15 protein-coding genes are annotated in these 20174 nt (G+C 74.7%); 5 read left to right on the top strand and 10 right to left on the bottom strand.

All coding sequences use genetic code 11. From position 1 onward, the window contains the following. The first annotated feature begins 72 nt into the window (after window positions 1-72). The 3 genes from ACWEV0_RS17465 (at window position 73) to ACWEV0_RS17455 (ending at window position 1783) form a co-directional block, all read left to right on the top strand. Window positions 73-876 carry a crotonase/enoyl-CoA hydratase family protein gene (locus tag ACWEV0_RS17465; protein WP_453150164.1) on the top strand — a complete coding sequence of 268 codons (804 nt, stop codon included), beginning with the start codon at window positions 73-75 and terminating at the stop codon, window positions 874-876. A gap of 83 nt (window positions 877-959) precedes the next feature. Next, window positions 960-1283: a plasmid stabilization protein gene (locus ACWEV0_RS17460; protein ID WP_453150163.1), complete on the top strand. Its 324-nt coding sequence runs from the start codon at window positions 960-962 to the stop codon at window positions 1281-1283. A 47-nt stretch (window positions 1284-1330) separates the two neighbouring features. Continuing rightward, window positions 1331-1783, top strand: coding sequence for a CBS domain-containing protein (locus ACWEV0_RS17455; protein WP_453150162.1), 453 nt, complete (start codon window positions 1331-1333; stop codon window positions 1781-1783). Window positions 1784-2111: 328 nt separating this feature from the next. On the opposite strand, the gene pucL is transcribed toward ACWEV0_RS17455, so the two are convergent. From pucL to ACWEV0_RS17405, 10 genes are all read right to left on the bottom strand, one after another. Continuing rightward, window positions 2112-3032, bottom strand: coding sequence for a factor-independent urate hydroxylase (gene pucL, locus ACWEV0_RS17450; RefSeq protein WP_453150161.1), 921 nt, complete (start codon window positions 3030-3032; stop codon window positions 2112-2114). Between the two features lie 193 nt (window positions 3033-3225). After that, complete coding sequence (locus ACWEV0_RS17445; protein ID WP_453150160.1) at window positions 3226-4641, bottom strand: amidase; 1416 nt, start codon at window positions 4639-4641, stop codon at window positions 3226-3228. Window positions 4642-4808: 167 nt separating this feature from the next. Continuing rightward, the gene (locus ACWEV0_RS17440; protein ID WP_453150159.1) at window positions 4809-6263 is read right to left on the bottom strand and encodes a M48 family metallopeptidase; all 1455 of its coding nucleotides are present in this window, start codon (window positions 6261-6263) and stop codon (window positions 4809-4811) included. A gap of 29 nt (window positions 6264-6292) precedes the next feature. Then, the gene (locus ACWEV0_RS17435; RefSeq protein WP_453150158.1) at window positions 6293-9274 is read right to left on the bottom strand and encodes a hypothetical protein; all 2982 of its coding nucleotides are present in this window, start codon (window positions 9272-9274) and stop codon (window positions 6293-6295) included. Further along, entirely contained in the window at window positions 9275-11158 is a 1884-nt protein-coding gene (locus tag ACWEV0_RS17430; RefSeq protein ID WP_453150157.1) for an HSP90 family protein, read from the bottom strand. It lies immediately after the preceding gene. A 462-nt stretch (window positions 11159-11620) separates the two neighbouring features. Then, the gene (locus tag ACWEV0_RS17425; RefSeq protein WP_453150156.1) at window positions 11621-12598 is read right to left on the bottom strand and encodes a hypothetical protein; all 978 of its coding nucleotides are present in this window, start codon (window positions 12596-12598) and stop codon (window positions 11621-11623) included. Window positions 12599-12769: 171 nt separating this feature from the next. Further along, a complete protein-coding gene (locus tag ACWEV0_RS17420) occupies window positions 12770-13402 on the bottom strand; it encodes a LuxR C-terminal-related transcriptional regulator (RefSeq protein ID WP_453150185.1) in 633 nt (210 codons plus the stop codon). Next, on the bottom strand, window positions 13399-14571 hold the full coding sequence (locus ACWEV0_RS17415; protein WP_453150155.1) for a sensor histidine kinase: 1173 nt from the start codon (window positions 14569-14571) through the stop codon (window positions 13399-13401). The genes ACWEV0_RS17420 and ACWEV0_RS17415 overlap by 4 nt, the downstream gene beginning before the upstream one ends. 4 nt (window positions 14572-14575) lie before the next feature. Next, on the bottom strand, window positions 14576-15037 hold the full coding sequence (locus ACWEV0_RS17410; RefSeq protein ID WP_453150154.1) for a hypothetical protein: 462 nt from the start codon (window positions 15035-15037) through the stop codon (window positions 14576-14578). Window positions 15038-15197: 160 nt separating this feature from the next. Further along, complete coding sequence (locus tag ACWEV0_RS17405; protein ID WP_453150153.1) at window positions 15198-15533, bottom strand: hypothetical protein; 336 nt, start codon at window positions 15531-15533, stop codon at window positions 15198-15200. A gap of 162 nt (window positions 15534-15695) precedes the next feature. On the opposite strand from ACWEV0_RS17405, the gene ACWEV0_RS17400 reads away from it, so the two are divergent. Together ACWEV0_RS17400 and ACWEV0_RS17395 are read left to right on the top strand one after the other, a co-directional pair. Next, window positions 15696-18650, top strand: coding sequence for an ATP-binding protein (locus ACWEV0_RS17400; RefSeq protein ID WP_453150152.1), 2955 nt, complete (start codon window positions 15696-15698; stop codon window positions 18648-18650). A 206-nt stretch (window positions 18651-18856) separates the two neighbouring features. Then, window positions 18857-20059 (top strand): FAD-dependent monooxygenase, encoded by a 1203-nt coding sequence (locus ACWEV0_RS17395; protein WP_453150151.1) that lies wholly within the window; start codon window positions 18857-18859, stop codon window positions 20057-20059. Window positions 20060-20174: the final 115 nt, after the last annotated feature.

Raw genomic sequence — 20174 nt, 5'->3', positions numbered from 1 at the left:
GGGCGGGCCCGGCGGGACGGGCTCCGTGGTTGTCCGGGCGGAGACGGCCGGATTCTGCTAGGAATGCCGCCCATGACCGCCGATGCCCCCACCGACCCCGCCGTCCGTGTCGAGCGCGACGGGCCGGTGACGACCGTGATCCTCTCCCGGCCCGCCGCCCGCAACGCCGTGGACGGGCCGACGGCCGCCCGACTGGCCGATGCCTTCCGGGCCTTCGAGGCGGACGAGGAGGCCTCGGTCGCGGTGCTGTGGGGCGAGGGCGGCACCTTCTGCGCGGGCGCCGACCTCAAGGCCATCGGCACCGATCGCGGCAACCGGGTGGCACCCGACGGCGACGGCCCCATGGGCCCGACCCGGATGCGGCTGACCAAGCCGGTCATCGCGGCCGTGGCCGGCCACGCCGTGGCGGGCGGTCTGGAGCTGGCGCTCTGGTGCGACCTGCGCGTGCTCGAGGAGGACGCCGTCCTCGGCGTCTTCTGCCGCCGCTGGGGCGTCCCGCTGATCGACGGCGGCACCGTCCGCCTGCCCCGCCTCATCGGCGAGAGCCGCGCCATGGACCTCGTCCTCACCGGCCGCCCGGTCCCGGCCTCGGAGGCGTACGCGATCGGTCTCGCCAACCGTCTCGTCCCGCCGGGCCGGTCCCGCGCCGCCGCCGAACGGCTCGCCCACGAGATCGCCGCCTTCCCCCAGCTCTGCCTCCGCCACGACCGCCTCTCCGTCCTCGGCCAGCACGGCCTTCCCGAGGCCGAGGCCCTCGCCGCCGAGCTCCGCCACGGCATGGTCCCCCTCACCGCGGGCGAGACCCTGGAGGGCGCCGGGCGCTTCGCCGCGGGCGCGGGCCGCCACGGCGCCTTCGACGACCAGGACAGGCCGTAGGACCTGTCCGGCATGCATGAAGGCGCGCGGAGGGGGCAGCGGCCGACAGTAGGCCCGGTGGGCCGTGCGAGAGGAGGAACGTCATGCCCAGGGGTTCGAGCCAGAAGCGTGAGCGGCAGTACGAGCACATCAAGGACAGCGCGCTCGACCGGGGCGAGAGCGAGAAGCGCGCCGAGGAGATCGCGGCACGCACGGTGAACAAGGAACGCGCGCGGGCCGGCGAGTCCAAGACCGCGAGCCGGACCTCGCTGCAGGACATGTCGTCGTCACGGCGCGGCGGGCAGCGCTCGCACAGCGGCTCGCAGGGGCCGACGTACGACCAGCTGTACGCCGAGGCGCAGAAGAAGGACGTCCACGGACGCTCATCGATGAACAAGGCGGAGCTCAAGCGCGCGCTGGGGAAGTGAGGACAGCCCCGGCGGCCGCTCGGCCACCGACACGACTGGAGGCCGTGATGAAGCAGGACAGGCAGAAGCTGCAGGGCATGGAGGACATGCACATCAACGACATCATGAGCACGCGACCGGTGACGGTGGGGCCGCACACCTCGCTCGCCGAGGCCGCGCGGATGATGCGGGACGCGGACATCGGCGACGTCCTGGTCGTCGACGACGGCAAGCTGTGCGGCATCGTCACCGACCGTGACATCGTGGTGCGGGCGCTGGCCGAGGGCATGGAGCCGAGCGACACGACGGTGCACGCGATCTGCAGCTCCGACATGGTCACGATTCCGCCGGACGACACCCTGGAGCACGCCACGGCACTGATGCGCGAGCACGCGCTGCGCCGGCTTCCGGTCACCGACGACGGGCAGCTGCTCGGCATGGTGACGCTGGGCGACCTCGCCATGGAGAAGGATCCCCGTTCGGCGCTCGCCGACATCTCCTCCACTGCGGCCAACACCTGAGGGCCACGGACCGGCCATGGGTAACCCCCCGAACGACCCCGTGCCGCCGAGCCCCACTCCGGCGCCCGGCCCGGGACCGGCACCGCAGCCGGGTCCGCTGCCCGGGCCGGTGCCGGGGCCCGGCGGTCCCGATCCGGTGCCGCCGGCGCCACCGCGCCCCGGCCCCGACCCGCAGCCGCCCCCGGCGCCACGCCCCGAGCCGGGCCCACAGCCGGGCCCGGCACCCGGTCCCGTCCCGGCCCCGGAACCGGTGACGCGCCTGACGCGCTGAGCGGGTCGGGCGCGTCAGGCGCGTCATCGATCGGACGCCCCGGACGCCTCATCCGCCTCAGGCGGTGATCCAGTCGCTGGTGGCGATGACGGGCTGGACGCCGTCCCGGTGGATGGTGCCCTCGATGAGGCCGTACATCCGGTCGGCCGCGTAGTACACCTCGTTGTCGTTCTTCAGCCCGAAGGGCTCCAGGTCGACGAGGAAGTGGTGCTTGTTCGGCAGGTTGAGGCGGACCTCGTTGACGTTGGCGCAGTGGTCGAGGACCCGCTCGGCCATGGCGTTGAGGGTCTGCTGCAGCGAGTAGCTGTACGTCTCCGCGAACGCCTCCAGCATGTGCCGCTTGACCTGCTTGTACGAGCGGTCCCAGTCGAAGCCCTCGGCGCCGGTGGCCTGCGCGGAGTGCGCCCAGCGGGAGGTGACCTTGGTGGCGAGGATGCGGTCGTACGCCTCCTGCAGGGTCGTGTACTTGTCCTTGATGTAGCCGTGGAACTCGGAGTTGGTCGAGTTCATGACGGTCAGGTCCTTGAGACCGGAGATCACCTGGAGCCGGCCCGTGTGGCCGTTGTAGGTGACCTGCGCGGTGCGGACCTCCTGGCCCCGGCGCACGAAGGAGTGCTGTTCGGCGCGGGTGGGGACCGGGATGCGGTCCCAGGCGAACTCCTCGACACGGATCTGCGCCTCGTGGATCACCGGCTGCGACTGCACGAAGTGCTTGGCGAGCAGGATCGCGAAGGCCTCGGGCGACTCGACGCCGTGCTCCTTGGCGAAGGCGTAGACCGTGTTCTTGGTGGTGTCGGTCGGCAGGCAGTTCCCGTTGTCGCCGGTGTGGTGGACCTCGCGGAACTCGCCGCGCAGCGCCACGGAGACGTTGAGGTCGCGGATCTCGTGCCAGTTGCCGTCGTTGCCCTGGCGGGTGATCTTGACGATGCGGTTCTCGGCCTTGCCGTACTGGTTCTGGGCCAGGACGTGCTTGCTCATGATGCGGCTCCTGCGGGTACGTGGATACGTCGATCCCGTACGCCCGGCGTCCGGCGCCGCGTCCCCGCGGCACCCCCCGCCGTCCGGCCCTCGCGCCCCGGGGCCGCCCCGGGACTGACGAGCATCCCGGTCCGTAGGTGTTCGAGACGGATTTGAGCACAGGCTGCCCCGCCACGACAAGACTTTCCCGGGTTCACCTGTCCTGGATGCGCCGGAAGGGCCGGTCCGCCTCCAGTTCGAACGCGAGCTCCAGCAGCATCCGTTCGCTGCCGGGACGGCCGGAGAACAGGACGCCGACGGGCAGTCCGTCGTCCGTCGCGCGCGCCGCCGGGAGGGAGAGCGAGGGCGTGCCGACGACGTTGTTGACGGGGGTGAAGGCGACGTACGCGAGGATCCGTTCGATCAGCGTCGGGTACGGCACGGTCGGGGCGAGGTGGCCGATCGGCGGCGTGGTGTGCGCGAGCACCGGGGACAGGATCAGGTCGAGGCCGCGGAAGGCGGCCGCGTACGCCTCCCGGGTGCGCCTGAGGCGGCGCAGCACGCCCGGGGTGTGGCGCCAGTTGTCGAGGTACGCGGCGCGCAGGCCGCGGCTGAGGCCGTCCATGCGGTGGCGGTCGAAGTCGGGGCCGTAGCCGCGGCCGGTGACGCCGATGAGGAAGGACAGCAGGCCCCAGTACACGAGGAAGTCCTCGGTGAAGCGGGGGTCGAGCGCGATCTCGACGGGCTCGACCGTGTGGCCGAGGCGTTCGAGGGTGGTGGCGGTCTCGGTGACGGCGGCGCGGGTGGCGGCGTCGGAGCGGACGCCGTTGGGCGAGTCGAGGAGGAGGCCGATGCGCAGCCGCCGCTCGGCGGGGCCTTCGACGAGGCCGACGGGCGGCAGTTCGAGGTTGCGCCGGTAGCGTTCGGCGGCGGCGAGGAAGGTCGCGGTGTCCCGTACGGAGCGGCTGACGACGCCGTCGGAGACGATGTCGAGCGGGAGCCGGCGGCTCTCGGCGTTGGCGACGACCCGGCCGCGGGTGGGCTTGAGACCGACGAGTCCGCACGCGGCGGCGGGGATGCGGATGGAGCCGCCGCCGTCGTTGGCGTGCGCGATCGGCACGGCGCCGGCCGCGACCAGGGCCGCGCTGCCGCCGGAGGAGCCGCCCGCGGAGTGGCCGGTGTGCCAGGGGTTGCGGACGGGTTCGGCGTGCTCGTACTCGGTGCTGGGGCTGAAGCCGAACTCGGGCAGCCGGGTCTTGCCGAGGACGGTGACGCCACTGCTGAGGAACTGCCGGACGAACGGCGCGTGCCGGGTCGCGGGCCGCGGGGTGAAGGCGGCGCTGCCATGGCCGGTGGGCAGCCCACGGTGGTCGGTGTTGTCCTTGACGAAGGTCGGCACGCCCGCGAGCAGCCCGGTCCCGCCGGCGGCGGCCCGTGGCGCGTCGACGTGCGTCTGGACGGCGTGCAGCCGGGCCTCGACGTCCCGGACCCGCTCGGCCGCGGCCTTCGCGGCCTCGTCGGCGCCGACCTCACCGCGCCGGATCGCGGCGGCGAGGCCGACGGCATCGTGCTCGCCGAGGGCGTCGTCCCGGAAGGCGTGCACCGTGTTCTCGTCGTGGATGGTGGTCACCGCAGCATCGCCCCCGGCCGTGTGGATGGTTCGGTTGGTCGGCCGCCATCATTCCGTACCGGCAGGTAACACGCGAGGGTTTGCGTCCCTCGGGTACGGCGCCGCGGTCCACGGGGCCGGTGGCGCGGCGTCGCTCCCGTCGACGAAGGGCCACCGGCATCGCGCGCCTACGCCACGCCCACCACCTCGCGCGCCACGACCCGTGCCGCCTCGGCCAGTTCGGCGTCGACGGCCGCGGCCCGGGCCTGGTCGAGGACGACGCGTGCGGTGTGCCGGGGACCGTCGGCGAGCAGGCGGCGGCGCAGATGGGTGGGCGGATGGGTGGAGTCGACGCTGTGGGCCCGCAGTTCGGCGACGCGACGCAGGCGTGCGTACTCGTGCTCCGGGACGCTCGCCACCTCCGCCGCGAGCCGGTCCCACAGGCCGGCGGCCGGATCCTCGCGCCGCGCCTGACCTCCGATCCGGGTGCGGGCGGCGACCGCCTCCCGCTGGAGCACGGTCACGGCGGCGCCGCTGACGAGCAGCCGGTCCATCACGCCGACGGCCGCGTCCGCGCCCGCGGCCCGGGCCGCGGTGGCGTCCGCCAGGTACTCGGCCCGCTGGGAGGCGCGCAGGGTCGTCTGGTCGAGCAGCAGGATCAGTCCGTGCACGGTCCAGCGGGGGACGAAGGTCAGCAGGTTGGCGAGGTGCTCGACCAGGGCCGTGGTGGGCTCCGGCGCGAGCATGTACCGCCAGGTCGAGAGCGTCCGCAGCGCGCTGCCGACGAGGAGCAGATGCCGGGTGTCACCGTGGGCGTAGTGGCCGAACTCGTGACCGAGCACCGCGATCCGCTCCTGCCGGTCGAGCACGGTCCACAGGCTCAGGCCCAGCGACAGCACCCGGCGCCGACGCAGGCCGTACGCCGTGACGCCGGCGTTCGGCTCCGCGCCGACGACGACGGCGTCGACGCCCCGGGTCCCGACCGCCGCGGCGACCTCGTCGAGCAGGGCGAAGAGCTGGGGTGCGTCGGACCGTTCGAGCAGCAGCACGTCGGCGGATTTCCGCAGCTTGGCGTAGCTGCCGAGCCGGGGCCGCAGCACGACGGCCAGGCCGAGCAGCAGCGCCCCGAGCACGGGCTGGAAGCCCTCGCCCCAGCGGGCGAGGAGCAGCCACAGGCCGCACCCCACGAGCGCCGCGGTGAGTCCGTGCACGGCCACCGCGAGAAGCGTGGCGAGAGCGCCCGCCGCACCGCCGGGGGCCGATGCGCCCTGCCCGTCCCGCCCCTCGGGCTCGTCCCGCCCGTCCCGCCCGTCCTGCCCGTCCCGCCCGTGCTGCTCGTGCGCGAGTGCGGCGAAGAGCTGCTCGCCGTGGCGCCGGGCCATCTCCCGGCGCATCCGTTCGATCCGGCCCTCGTCCTCCTCGGCCGCCGTGTCGCGCGCGGGATCCACGTTCCAGTCGCAGCCGGCACACCACACCACGAACCGCCGGTCGACCGGCACCCGTGCCCCGCAGTCCGGACAGTCCTGCTCCGGGATCTGTTCCGGGATCTGTTCCGGGATCTGTTCCGAGACCCGTGCCGTGCCCTGAGCCGGGCTCTGCTCCACTCTTCGCTCACCGGCCACCGGCGAGTCCGTCTCCGTCATTCCCCACCCCTGCTGTCTCGATGGCGCCGCTAGCGCGCCAGGTACTCCTGCCGCAGCGCGTCCAAAATGTCCGCGGCCTCCTCCAATTGCGCCGCGCGGCAGCGGGCGATCGCCGCCGTGAGGCGGACGACGGCGTCCGCCGGGCGGTCGAGGCCGTTGCCCTCGATGAGGGCGGCGATGCGAACGGACTCGGCGCGCGGGGCCTCGCCCCGTTCGCCGCCCTGGTCGTGGGCGGCGATGGACGCCTCCGCCTCGGCGAGGGCCTCGGGGAGGCGCTGGGCGTCGGCGAGGACGCGGGCGCGGCGGTAGTGGTTGAGGCCCTTCTCGTACCAGTGCGGGAGCGCGTCGGGGTCCTCGGCGGCGGCCAGGAGCGCGTCGGCGCGGGTGAGGTGCTCCAGGGCCGTGTCGAGGGCGTCGGCGCCCTGGAGCAGCAGGGCGAGGCGGGCGAACTCGCGCATCATGTTCAGGATCTGGGACGGGTTCGGGGCCTCGGCGTGGGAGGCGAGGGCGCGCTCGTACGCCGCGGCGGCCGCGTCGTGACGCTCGGCCATCGCGAGGGCGACGGCGGCCTCGGCGGCGACCAGGGTGTGGACCTCGCGGTCCTCCTCCCAGCCCGCGACGGTGTCCGCGAGGCGCAGGAACTCCTCGGCCGCCGGCAGGAACTCCTCCAGCTCCCGCAGCCCGCGCGCCAGCGTGAGCCGGGCCTGGGCGATGAGGCGCTCGTCCCGCGAGGAGACCGCCTCGTCGGAGAGGACGGACTCCAGGACGGCGACGGCGTCGGCCTGCCGGCCGGAGCGGGCGAGCACGTCGGCGAGCTGGAGCCGGGTCTCGACGGCCTCGTCGGGCTCGCCGGCCTGGTCGAAGCGGGCGGCGGCCTCCGAGAGGTGGCGCACGGCGCCGGCGCTGTCGCCGAGATGCGAGGTGGCGTGGCCGAGCAGTACGTACGTCGGCGCGAACGGGAAGTCCGTGTCGTCGTGGCGGACGGCGTCGGTGATCGCCTGGTGCAGCAGCTCCGCCGCCTCGCCCGGCTCGCCCCGGCCGAGGAGGAGCTGGGCGAGCAGGCAGCGCGGCCGCGAGCCGCGCCAGGGCCGCCCGGCGGCGTCGACGTCCTTCAGGGCGGCGCGCAGCTCCGTCTCGGCGAGCGCGAAGTCGCCGCGCCGGCCGGCCAGGTCGGCCACGTACTGCCGGGCGTTGGCCGCCTGGTGCGGCGCGGAGAGCCGCTCGGCCTCGGCCCGCAGGACGCCGGCGGACTCCTCGAACCGCGCCTGGGCGGCCGGTTCCGGTTCGCGGCCCTGCCGCAGGACCTCCTGGTACGCGAGGTAGGCGAGCGAGTTCAGCACCATCAGGTAGCGCAGGGCGCGCTCCCGGCCCACGTCGACACCGGACGCGGTCTCACCGGAGATCTCCCCGGCCGCCGGCGCCTCGCCCGTCAACGGGACCTCGGTCTTGAGGCGTTCGGCCTCCTGCCGCAGGGCTTCGGCGGCGTCCCGGGCCGCCGTCTCGTCGCCCGGCTCCTCCTGGGTCCCGCTCCCCCAGGCGAGGGCGCGGGCCCGCGCCGAGAGCGCGTGCCAGGGCATGCCGAGACCCGTGAACAGCTCGGACGCCTTCTCCAGTTCGGCGACGAACTCGGCCCTGCTGTCCGCCGCGCCGTGCTGGGTCGCGCGGTGCTCGGCGAGCTCGGCCAGGAGCAACTCCTCGGGGCCGAGACGGTCGTCGTGGGTCGCGGAGCCGTCGGCGAGGCGCTCGTCGATCAGGGCCCACAGCCGCTCGTCCGACGGGCGGCCCTCGGCGGCCAGGCGGCGGGCCTCGCGGACGAGCTCGGCGAAGTCCGCGGGCGGCTCGGTGACGGCGGCCGGGGCGGCCGCGGGCGCCGCGGGGGCGCTGGTGACGGACGGGACGGAGGTGCGCAGGCCGAGCGGCAGCGGCTCGTCGAGGAGCGGGCGCCGGGCGAGCCGGGCGCGGCGCCAGTCGCCGACGGCCGGCGTCCCGTTGCGCGCGTCGAAGGCGGCGGCGAGGCCGTCCGCCTCGGCGCGGACATGGGCGAGCAGTTCGCCGGCCGTCCAGTTGCGGCCGGGCGGACCGGCGACGACGGTGTCGGCGTGGCCGTCCTCGGCGAGCCGGGCGAGCAGCACCTCGACGCCGGTGAGGAACTCCAGGCGGTCCAGCGGGGCGCCCGTCGCCTCGAACAGGGGGCGGTTCTCGGCGAGGATCTCCAGGCCGCGCCCCTCGTTGCGGGAGAGGGCGCAGAACTCCAGGTGCAGGCCGACCTCCTCCTGCATGCCCGTGTTGCCGCGCACCCGCCGGTAGCCGGTGAGGTGGTGCGAGCGGGCCTCGTCGGCGCGGCCGGTGCGCAGCAGCGGCAGCAGGGCGCGCGCCTGGCTCATCTGCGGTTCCTCGCTGCAGCTCTGGGCGCCGTCGAGGACCGGCCGCCAGCTGTCGAGGGCGGCGGTGTCGTCGCCGGAGGTCATCTGGTGCCAGGCGAGGTGCCGGGTCTCGCACGCCTCGCAGTCGCTGAGTTCGGTGCGCGGCCGGGTGGCCCACAGGTCGTACGCGTCGGCGACTCCGGCGCCGGTGTGGGCGGCGACGTGGAAGCGCATCGCGGCCACCGGCTGCATGCCGTGCCCGGCGTCCGCGTACCGCTCGCGCATGCGGTCGATCCAGCCGTCGAGCGTGGCCAGCGGCACCTCGGGCACCTGGAGCAGTGAGGTCGTCACCCACTTGAAGCGCCAGAAGACCTGGTGGGCCTCGTACTGGTTGAAGGACTGGGGCGCGGTGTCCCAGAGCTTGAGCAGCCGGGCGAAGACGACGGGCGACTTGCGGTGCTCGCCGGTGAACTCGTACGCCGTCATCAGTTCCATGAGGGCGGTGACGAGCAGTTCGGGCTTGCCGGGCTCGTCGAGCGGCTCGGCGGCCTCGACGAGCTCCTCGGCGGTGACGGTGCGGTGCAGGCCGTGCGGGCGGTCGTGGTTCTCGCGCAGCGCCTCGAGGACGGCCTCGGGGGTGTCCAGCATCTACTGTTCCTTCTGGGACTCAGGCCCGGGCTCGGCCTGGCCGGGGTTGTGCATGGCATGGGTGAGCAGGCCGATGAAGGCCCGGTTCAGCAGGGCGCTCTCGCTCGCCCGGAGCGGGCGGCGGCTGAGCAGCAGGGCCTGCCCGTACAGCGCTTCGGCGGTGGTGACGGCCAGGCCGCGCTCGGTGATCGTGATCGCCTGCCGGACCAGCGGGTTGAGGTGGTTGAGGACGAGCTGGGCGCGCGGGGTCTCGTGGCGCAGCGAGCCGAGGATGTCGGCCCACAGGCCGTCGCTGTCCGCGGCGAGGCTCGACCGGGTGCGCTCGTGGCGCGCCTCGCGGTTGTCGAGGAGCAGCGCGGGCGCGGTGACGGGCTGGAAGTCGCGCAGCACGACGTCGCAGTCGTGGACGCCGACGGTCTCGCGGGCGACGGCGAGGAAGGCCGCGGCGCGCAGTTCGGCGGTCGGGTCGACGGCGTCGAGGTGGGCGGTGACGGTGGCCGGGTCGAGGTCGGTGACGGTCGTGCCGGGACGGATCTCGGGCAGCCGGTGCACGAGGTCGCGGTCGTAGGTGTAGCCGCCGTTGACGACGCCGAGGCCGGCGGCCGAGGCGATCGGGGCGACCTGCCGGAACTCCTCGACGCTGCGGGTGACGAGCAGCGTCGGGTGGGTGCGGGCGAACTCCTCCAGGGTGACGTTGCCGTCGGTGGTCTCGAACGGCAGCCACGGCAGCACGATCCGCAGCAGCTCGTCGTCGTAGCGGGCCAGCGCCTTGACGGCGAGGTGGTGGGTGTCGATGAAGCGGTGCAGCAGGGCGGGGTCGCTGGCGGCGAGGCCGGTGAGCCAGTCGCGGATCCGGTCGCCGAGCGCGTCGCGTACGGCGGACAGGGCGCCGTCCTCGTACAGCGACTCGCGGGAGGCGGTGGGCCGCAGGCTGGTGGTGTCGACGACGCAGCGGACGAAGAACGCCCAGTCCGGCAGCAGTTCGGGCGCCTGGTCGGTGAGCAGCATGCCCTTGAGGTGGACCCGGTGGCCGGCCCGCTGGGCGGGGCTGACGGCGGTGGGCAGCACGTACGCGACACCGCGCAGCCCGGCGGCCGGCAGGTCGAGCTCGATGGTGTCGAGCGGGGTGAAGTCGAAGTGGGCGCGGCAGTAGTCGGTGAGCGCCTCCTTGCGGGCCAGCGGCGAGCGGTGGGTCCGCTCCCACGGAGGCGTCTCGTTGATCCGGTGGGTCTCGCCGCGCGGGCCGACGACGGTGACCTCGTGGCGGAGCAGTCCGCCGTAGTGCCGGGCGAGCGCGACGACCTGGTCGGGGGTGGTCCACTCGGCGTTGTCGGCGCGCGGGGTGAGCCGCACGGTGGTGCCGGGCTCGGGCACGGCGGAGGCGGGCAGGGTGCGCAGGGTGTAGCGGCCGTCGGAGTGGCCGCGCCATTCGACGGCGGGCGCCGCCGGGTCGGCGGCGGAGCGGCTGAGCACGGTGATCTCGTCGGCGACGACGAAGCAGGCGAGCAGGCCGATGCCGAACTGGCCGATGAACTCACCGCGGGCCGCGTCGAGACCGGCACCGTCGAAGGCGCCGTCGGCGGTCCGCTTGGAGCTGCGGCCGATGGTGGCGAGGAAGCGGTGCACGTCGGCCTCGGTGAGGCCGACGCCGGTGTCCGTGACGGTGAGGGTCTCACCGGTGCGCACGGTGATGGTGCCGGGCGCGCCGGGGGTGAGTGCCTGGCGGGCGGTGATGGCGTCGACGGCGTTCTGCAGCAGCTCGCGGAGGTAGACGCGCGGGCTGGAGTAGAGGTGGTGCGAGAGCAGGTCGACCAGGCCGCGCAGGTCGACCTGGAAGGTGTGGGCGCTGGCGTGGGCGGTCTCTGAGGTCTCTGAGTGGGACACCTGGCGAAGTCTTTCGGTGGGCCCGCCGGCGCGGTGCGCGCGGCGGGCGGGACGGAACGGGTTGGTGGGGCGGACGCGGGACGGACGGTTGGTGGGGCGGGCGGCCCGCGGTGGTACGGGGGTCGGGCGCGCCGGACGGTGGCGTACGGGCTGCCGCGGCGGCCCCGGCACGGACGCGGCACGGGAGGCGAGCCCCGAGCGCGGACTCGCGCCCCGGGCGCGGGCATCGCCCGCCGAAGGCGAGCCCCGGCGCGGACGCGGCCCCCGAGCGAGCCCCCGGGCACGGACGCGGACGCGGCTCCGAAGGCGAGCCCCGACCCGGACGCAAGCCCGCAAGCGACCCCCGGCACGGACGCGGCCGCCGAAGGCGAGCCCCGGCACGCGCCCCGAGACAGGTCCGGGGCGCCGGGCCCGGTCGCGTCGGGGCCGGCCGGCCCGCGGCGCGCTCGGGTTCGTGCCGGGTCAGCGTCCGGCCGACGCGCGCAGTTTCTCGTACGCCGCGGCCGGGTCGGAGCCGTTGAGGTAGTACCAGGGGAACTCGGTGACCTTGCCCTCGGTGGCCTCGAAGCACTCGCGGGCGGCGGCGCCGTCGCCCGCGAGCGAGAAGGCCATGGCGAAGGTGTTGAGGACCTGGAGCCACGGGCCCCGGCGGACGAAGTCCGGGTGCCGGTACGAGTGGTCGGCGGCCCGGTTCAGCGACGCGAGGACCTCGGGCCGGCGTATGTACGCGGTGTCCGCGCCCTCGTCGAGGTCGAGCCAGTGCTCGATGTGGCCGATCGCGACGAGCTGGCCGAGCGGCGTCCCGCCGGGCGCGCCGAAGGCGGACTCGTGGGCGAAGGCGTGCATCTGCTCGTGCGATCCGCCCCACTTCTCGCAGATCTGCTGGAGCTGCTGCTGGTGGGCGCGCAGGTGGTGCGGGGCGCGGCGCACGGTGGCCTCGAAGCGGCGGCGCGCGACGTCCTGGCCGACCTGCAGACCGCGGCCGCTGACCTGGAGGGCGTACCAGGGCGAGACCCAGCCGGGCTCGCGTTCGGCGACCTCGTACAGCCACGCCTCGGCCTGGCGCAGCCGCTCGTGGAACACCTCGAACTGCTCGCGCGAGACGTGCTGCGCCCGCGCGCCGGTGCGGGCCTCCCAGCCCCAGCTGACGTACCGGAACCCGGCGACGAGCCGCGGCAGCGTGGCGTCCGGCTCCGCTTCGAGCACCTCGGCGATCCACCGCTCCACCCCGGAGGTCTCGCCGACGGCCCACAGCATGTCCGTCCGGTCCGCGCCGTCGGGCCGCGCTTCGAGCACCGCCCGCACGGTCTCCCAGTCGGCCGCCTCGGCGGCCACCCGGACCCGCCACACGTCGGGATCGCCCGAGTCCTTCTGCACCTGCGCGACGGGCCGGCCGGCCCGTTTCATCAGCGTGCGCCCCCAGTCACGGAGCAACGCCATGTCCCCACCCCTTGCTCGTTCGATCGGGCGGGGTCAGTGATCACCCCTCCCGGTGGAGTAGTGACTATCACGGGCGACCGACAATCGCACACGGGTATCCACAGCCCCCGGTCGTACACGGTCGTACGGGACCGGCCCCGGGCCGGACGCGGTCGCACGCCTCGGACGCGGTCAGACGCCGAGGAAGCGCAGCACGGCGAGCACCCGGCGGTGGTCCGCGTCGACGTTGGGCAGGTTGAGCTTGGACAGGATGTTGTTGATGTGCTTGGCGACGGTGCTCTCGCTCACCACCATCTGCTGGGCGATGCCCAGGTTGGAGCGGCCGGACGCCATCAGTTCCAGGACCTCGCGCTCGCGTCCCGTGAGCCGCTCCAGGGGGTCCCTGCGGCGCCGCAGCAGCAGCTGGGAGACGACCTGCGGGTCGAGGGCCGTGCCGCCCGCGGTCACGCGGTGCAGGGCCTCGATGAACTCCTCGACGTCGGCGACGCGTTGCTTGAGCAGATAGCCGAGGCCGGCGGTGTCCTCGGCGAGCAGGTCGGCGGCGTACTGCTCCTCGACGTACTGGGAGAGCAGCAACACCGCTGTGCCGGGCCAGCGTTCCCGGATCGTCAGGGCGGCGCGCACCCCTTCCGAGCTGTGCCCGGGCGGCATCCGCACGTCGGTGACGGCGAGGTCGGGGCGGTGCTCCTCGACGGCGGCGAGCAGCCCCGGTTCGTCGCCGGCCTCGGCGACGACCTCGTAGCCGGCCATCTCCAGGACCTTGACGAGGCCGACGCGCAGCAGCACGGAGTCCTCGGCGATCACCGCGCGCACGGCAGCTCCACCTCCACCCGGGTGGGTCCGCCGACCGGACTGTCGATCGCGAAGGTGCCGTCCACGGAGGTGACCCGCTTGGCGAGGCCGGCCAGCCCCGTCCCACCGGACGGGTCGGCGCCGCCGGCCCCGTCGTCGGTGATCGTCAAGGACATCAGGTCTCCCGTTCTCTCGACCCGCACCTCCACCTGGGAGGCGCGGGCGTGCTTGACCACGTTGGTCAGCGACTCGGACACGACGTAGTACGCGACGGCCTCCACGGCCGCCGAAGGGCGCGGCTCGACCGCCACGGACAGCCGCACCGGTACGGGGACACGGGCGGCGAGCCCGGTGAGGGCGGCGTCCAGGCCGCGGTCCTCCAGGACGGCCGGGTGCAGGCCGCGGACCAGGTCCTGGAGTTCGGTGATGGCCTCCTTGGCCTCGCGGTGGGCCTCGGCGATGACCTGGAGGGCGTTGGGCAGATCGGTCACGGTGGCCTTGGCGATGCCGAGGTTGACGGCGAGGGACACCAGGCGCTGCTGTGCCCCGTCGTGAAGATCCCGTTCGATGCGCCGCCGTTCGAGGTCGGCGGCGTCGAGGACGCCGGCCCGGCTCTCGGAGAGGTCCTCGACCCGGCGCCGCAGCTGCTCGGCGCGGCCCGGGCCCAGGAGCTCGGTGGCCGCGAGGGTGTCGAGGCGCACGAGCACCCCGGTCAGCCACATCACGGCCAGAAGCGCCAGGAGGCCGACGCCGGAGATGTATCCGTCGACGCCCATGGCGGCGACACGGCCGATCGTCGACTCGGAGGGCAGGGCGAAGATCCAGGCCGGCGCGAGGAGAGCGGCGAAGCCGACCGCCCACAGCGTGAGGAGTGTGAGCGTTCCGATCGCCACCAGCGGTCCGGCGACCAGGTGGTAGCTGAGCTGACGCTGTGTCACCGGCGAGGCGAGGCGCGCGCGAAGCCCGCCGCGCGGTGCGTCCTCGGGGCTCGTCGCGGGCGGGATCGTCACCCCGAGCATGGTGCGGAACCGGTGCCGCTGCAGGGAGGTCAGCGGGCCGGCCGGCAGCACGCACCACGCGATCCAGAACGCGGTGAAGTGGAGGAGCGCACCGACCGTCAGGAAGGTGGTGCGCCCACCGACCCGGGCCAGCCGGGCCCGTATTCCGGATGTCAGGGCCATGCCGTCACGATATCCGGACGGACACGCAGCGCCGCACGTGCGCCCGCTCCGCCGTGCGGCCGCCCGCTCCCGCGGTCCTCACCGTGGGAAACCCGCGCCAGGCGAGCCGCGCGCACACCGCCGCCAGCGGCAGCTCCGCCACCACGGCCAGGACGATCGCCCACACCAGGTCCTCGCCGGAGCTCGCGGTCATCGTGTCGAACCAGGCGTCGACGACGAGCAGCGCGGCCCCGGCCGTCGCCGTGAGCGAGGCCCGGGCGTCCCGGCGGAGCAGCAGCCACCCGGTGCCGACCAGGGCCAGCGCCTCCAGGGCGTCGAGCCCGGTCCAGGTCCAGGCCCAGCGCGCCTCCTGCGCGGTGGCGGGCATGCCGACGTGCAGATAGACCACCCAGGGGATCAGCGCGAGCCCGAACCCGATCAGGACCTGCCCGATGCGCCGCTCCGCTATCCGTACGACTCGGCCCATGGCGGCCCGCTCCCTCACGCACTCGACGGGGGGAGCGAGCGGATTCGGCCCGCTCCCCGGTACGTGATCGAGCATGGTCGTCGGGGCGTCCCGAAACCTCCACGCCGGTATCCGACTTCATGGTGGTACTAGCTTCACCATCGCGCCGGGGGCGGAGGCGCTAGCGGGAGACGACGGAGGCGAAGAGGGCCGCCGCGCCGCCCAGGAGCGCGAGTTGGAGGAGGGCCACACCCGGCCGGCGGGCGAGGAGCAGGGCGCCGCCGGTGACGGCCGCGGCGCCGGCCAGGAACCAGGCGGCCTGCTCGGCGGCGTGCGGGGCCTCGGCCTGCCCGGGCGGGTCGTAGCCGTCGGCCCAGCCGGTGATCCCGTACCCGTACACCAGCCAGCCGATGACCGCCAGGTCGACCACGAGCAGCGCCACGACCAGCGCGATCGTCTGCCCGACCGTGCGCTCGCCCGTGCGCTCGCCCGTGCCCTCGCCCGTCGCACGTCCCATGCCGCTCCCCCGTACTCCGGTGACCCGTCGGGCCCATGGTGGGCGCCGGGCCGGCGCGGGCGCATGAGCACGCGTACTCAGAAGCGGGTGCTCGGGCACGGGTGCTCGGGCAGGGGCTTCCGGGCGTCCCGGTGGTGATCGGCCGGAGGGATAATCACCCGCATGCGCTTCGGAATCCTGGGCCAGACGCGGGCGTGGCACGACGACGGGACCGAGGCGCCGCTCGGTGGGCCGGCCCGCCGGGCGCTGCTCGCGCTGCTGCTCGTCCGGCCCGGTGCGGTGGTGTCCGCCGACCGGCTCGCCGAGGAGATCGACGCGGGTGGCGCGCTGTCGCCGCACGCGCTGCAGTCGCAGGTCTCCCGGCTCCGTACGGCCCTGGGCGCGGCCGCCGCGATCGAACGGGCCGGTGCCGGGTACCGGATCGTGCTGCCGGACGAGGACGGCGTGGACGCCTGCCGGTTCGAACGGCTCGCTGCGGAGGGCCGGGCCGCCCTGGACGACGGCGACGCGGTGCGGGCGGTCGCGCTGCTGCACGAGGGGCTCGCGCTGTGGCGGGGGTCCGCGCTCGACGAGGTCGCCGGGAGCGAGAGCGTACGGGCGGCTGCCGTACGCCTGGAGGAGCTGCGGCTCGCGGCGCTGGAGGACCGGTACGAGGCGGCGCTGAGGCTCGGCGAACACCGGGCGGCCGTACCGGAGTTGCGCGAGCTGGTGGGACGGCATCCACTGCGGGAACGCCTCGCCGGGCTGCTGATCCGGGCCCTGTCCGCCGGGGGCGGGCAGGCCGAGGCGCTGCTCGTGTACGAGGAGACCAGGCGGCACCTGACCGAGGAGCTGGGCGCCGACCCCTCGGCCGAACTCAGCGCACTGCACCGCGAGTTGTTGGAGTACGCACCGGCTCCGTCGCCCGTCGCACCACCGGCCGCGCTGACCTCGTTCGTGGGACGGGACGGCGAAGTGACCGAGGTGACGGACCTGTTGCGGGTCGCCCGGCTGGTCACGCTCACCGGCCCCGGCGGCGTCGGCAAGACCCGCCTCGCGGCGGAGGTCGCGGGCGGCCTCGCCGACGAGACCTGCTTCATCGCACTGGCCCCGGTGCGCGACGCAGCCGATCTTCCGCAGGCGCTCCTTGCGGCGCTCGGGCTCCGCGGGACCGGGCTCGGGCTCCGGCCGGAGGACGCGCGCACCCCGTTCGACCGGCTCGTGACCGCCCTCGCCGACCGGATCCTGGTGCTCGTCCTGGACAACTGCGAGCACGTCGTCGACGCGACCGCCGCGCTCGCCGCGCGCCTCCTCGCCGCCTGTCCGCGGCTGCGTGTGCTCGCCACCAGCCGCGAGCCGCTCGGGGTGATCGGCGAACACCTTTGGCCGGTCGGCCCGTTGGAGGAGGAGGCGGCGGTGCGGCTCTTCACCGACCGGGCCGCCGCCGTGCGCCGCGGTCCCGCTCCCGGCCCCGGCCTCGTTCGGCGGATCTGCGCGGCGGTCGACGGCCTCCCGCTCGCCATCGAGCTGACCGCGGCCCGGCTGCGCGCCCTGGAGCCCGAGGACCTCGCGGCCCGGCTCGACGCCCGGCTCGACGGCCGCCTCGCGATCACCGCGCGGGGCAGCCGTACCGTCGAGGAACGGCACCGCACGCTGCGTTCCGTCGTCGCCTGGGGCTGGGAGCTGCTGACCGAGGAGGAGCGGCGGGCGGCCCGGCGTTTCGCGGTCTTCGCGGGCGGCGCGACCGCCGAGGCGGCGGCGCGGGTGTGCGGCACCGATGCCGAGACGCTGGAGTCGCTCGACGACAAGTCCTTCCTCCAGAGGTCCCCGCACGGGCCCGGGCACGGGCGTTACCGGATGCTGGAGACGATCCGCGCGTACGCCGCCGAGCAGCTGGCGGCAGAGGGGGAGGCGGAGTCCGCGGGGCGGGCCCATGCCGACTTCGTCCTCGACCTGTTGCGGACCGCTGCCCCGCATCTGCTGCGGGCCGGGCAACTCGCCTGGCTGTCGGTCCTGTCGGCCGAGCACGACAACCTGCTCTCCGCGATACGGCGGTCGGTCGCCGCGCGAGAGGTGCCGACGGCGCTCCGGCTGCTCGCGGCCGCCGCGACGCCGCTGTGGATCGGGGGCCGGGCGGGCGCGGTCGCGCCGCTCGCCGCCGAGCTGCTGGAGGTGCTCGACGCGGGCCGCGGGGCCGACGGCGTGGGTGGCGTGAGTGGCGCCGACGGACTCACCGGTGACCTCGGTGAGGAGTACGCGGTGTGCGTGCTGCTGGCGGCCTCCGGCTCCGCCGCCCGACCGGCCTGGGAGCGCCACCGGGCCGTCGCCGCACGGGCGTTGGCGGCGGCCTGGCCCGGCGACCGCGCCGGCCGTCACCCCGTCGCCCTCCTGCTGTGGATGATGCGGAACGCGGGCGACGCGGCCGCGCCCGCCGACCTGCGGGCCGCGTTCGCGCTCGTCTCGGCCCAGCACGACGGCCCCGATCCGTGGGCGCGCGCGGTCGCCCGTTACGTGGCGGCATACGGGTTCCTCGGCGACGGGGACACGGAGGCGGCCGAGCGCTCCCTGGGCGGGGCCGCCGAGGGTTTCCGCGCACTCGGTGACCGCTGGGGCACCTCGCTCGCGCTGGACACGCTCGCCGAGCTGGCGGGCGGGCGCGGCGACCGGGCGCGGGCGATCGCCCTGACCGACGAGGCCCTCGCGCTCACCGAACAGCTCGGCGCCCTGGAGGACTCCGCCGACCTGCTGGTCAACCGGGGCGACCAGCTCGCGGCCGACGACCGTACGGCGGCCCACGCCGACTACGTACGCGCCGCCGAACTGGCCGGCGCCGCCGGCAGCGCCGACCGCCTGGCCGCCGCCCTGCGCGGCCAGGCCGATCTGGCGCTCGCGGAGGGGGACGTGGCGGGGGCGGAGCGCCTCTACGCGGAGGCGCTGGAGCGGATCGACCGGCACTGGGTCAAGGCGCTCGGCAATCTGGTGCGCACGCTGGCCGGCCTGGGCCGGGTCGCCGAGGCGCGCGGCGACCGCGCCACGGCCGAGTCCCGGTACGCGGAGGCGGCGCGGGCCGCGGCAGGGCTCGGTCCCGCGGCCCCGGACGTCCTGCGGCTGCTCGGCGTCCCCGCGGACCGGCCGTGAACGCTCACCGGTGTTCACCGGGCTGAGCAGGGTGGTGGGCGCGCGGTGGGGCCCGGGGACCGACCACCACGGCATACCGCGCCTCACCGGGGCGGGTGGGCGCGCGGGGAGCCCTCGGCATCTCACCGCCACGGCTCACCGGGCCCCACCAGGCCGGTGAGCGCGCGGTGAGCGCGCGGTGAGCGCCCCTCGGCAGGCTCCCCGCCATGACGAACCACACCACCACCCCGAAGAACCGCGACGTCCTGATCTCCGGCGCCTCCGTCGCCGGTCCCGTCCTCGCCTACTGGCTGCGCCGCCACGGCTTCCGCCCCGTCGTCGTGGAGCGTGCCCCGGCGCTGCGCGACGGCGGCTACGCCGTCGACTTCCGCGGCGAGGCGCACCTGTCGGTGCTGCGCCGGATGGGCGTCCTCGACGCCCTCGAAGCGGTCCGTACGGGCACCGGCTCCATGTCGTACGTCAACGCGGCGGGCAAGCCGCAGGCCACGCTGCCGGCCGACCTGTTCGCCGGTGACCTGGAGATCCTGCGGGGCGACCTCGCCCGGGTGCTGTACGACGCGACGAAGGACGACGCCGAGTACGTCTTCGGTGATTCCATCACCTCGCTCACCGAGGACCCGGACGGCGTGACGGTCACCTTCGAGCGCGGCGCACCCCGCCGGTTCGGCCTCGTGATCGGCGCCGACGGACTGCACTCCAACACCCGGCGGCTGGCGTTCGGGCCGGAGGAGCGGTTCGTGAAGCACCTCGGCGTCTACTGCGCGATCTTCACCACCGCCAACCACCTGGGTCTCGACCACACGGGCCACGCCTACCGCACGGCGGGCCGGCTGGTCGCGATGTACAGCTCCCGCCACAACTCCGAGGCGAAGGCCGTCTTCTACTTCGGCTCGCCGGCCCTCGGCCTTGACCGCAAGGATGTGCGCCGGCAACAGGCCGTCCTCGTCGAGCAGTTCGCCGGCACCGGCTGGCAGAGCGACCGGCTCCTCGACGACATGCGGCACGCACCCGACTTCTACTTCGACTCCGTGGCACAGGTCCGCATGGACTCCTGGACCCGCGGCCGCGTCGCCGTCGTCGGCGACGCCGCCTGCTGCCCGTCCTCCCTCTCCGGCATGGGTTCGGGCCTGGCCCTGGTCGGCGCGTACGTCCTCGCCGGGGAACTGGCCGCGGCCGGCGGCGACCACACCGTGGCCTTCGCCCGCTACGAGGCGGAGATGCGGGCGTACGCGGAGGGCTGCCAGAAGATGGGCGACGGCGTCGCCCGGCTGATGGTCCCGGACAGCCGTCTGATGGCCTCGTTCCTCAACCGCTACTACAAGCTCATGCCGTACCTGCCGGGCAGGAACATGGCCGCGAAGATCGCCCGCAGGACGGCGGAGAACATCAGGCTGCGCGACTACCGATGACACCTGCGGGTGACAGTGTCGGCGTTTCGGCCATCTCCGGGCCTGGGCGCGGCCGGTGCGCCGCAAGGGTCGGTGTACCCGGCACGAACGCGCATTCACTCCGGCTCGGGGTTCC

The organism is Streptomyces sp. NPDC003943 (assembly GCF_053605265.1).
This window is presented reverse-complemented; position numbering and strand designations above follow the sequence as displayed.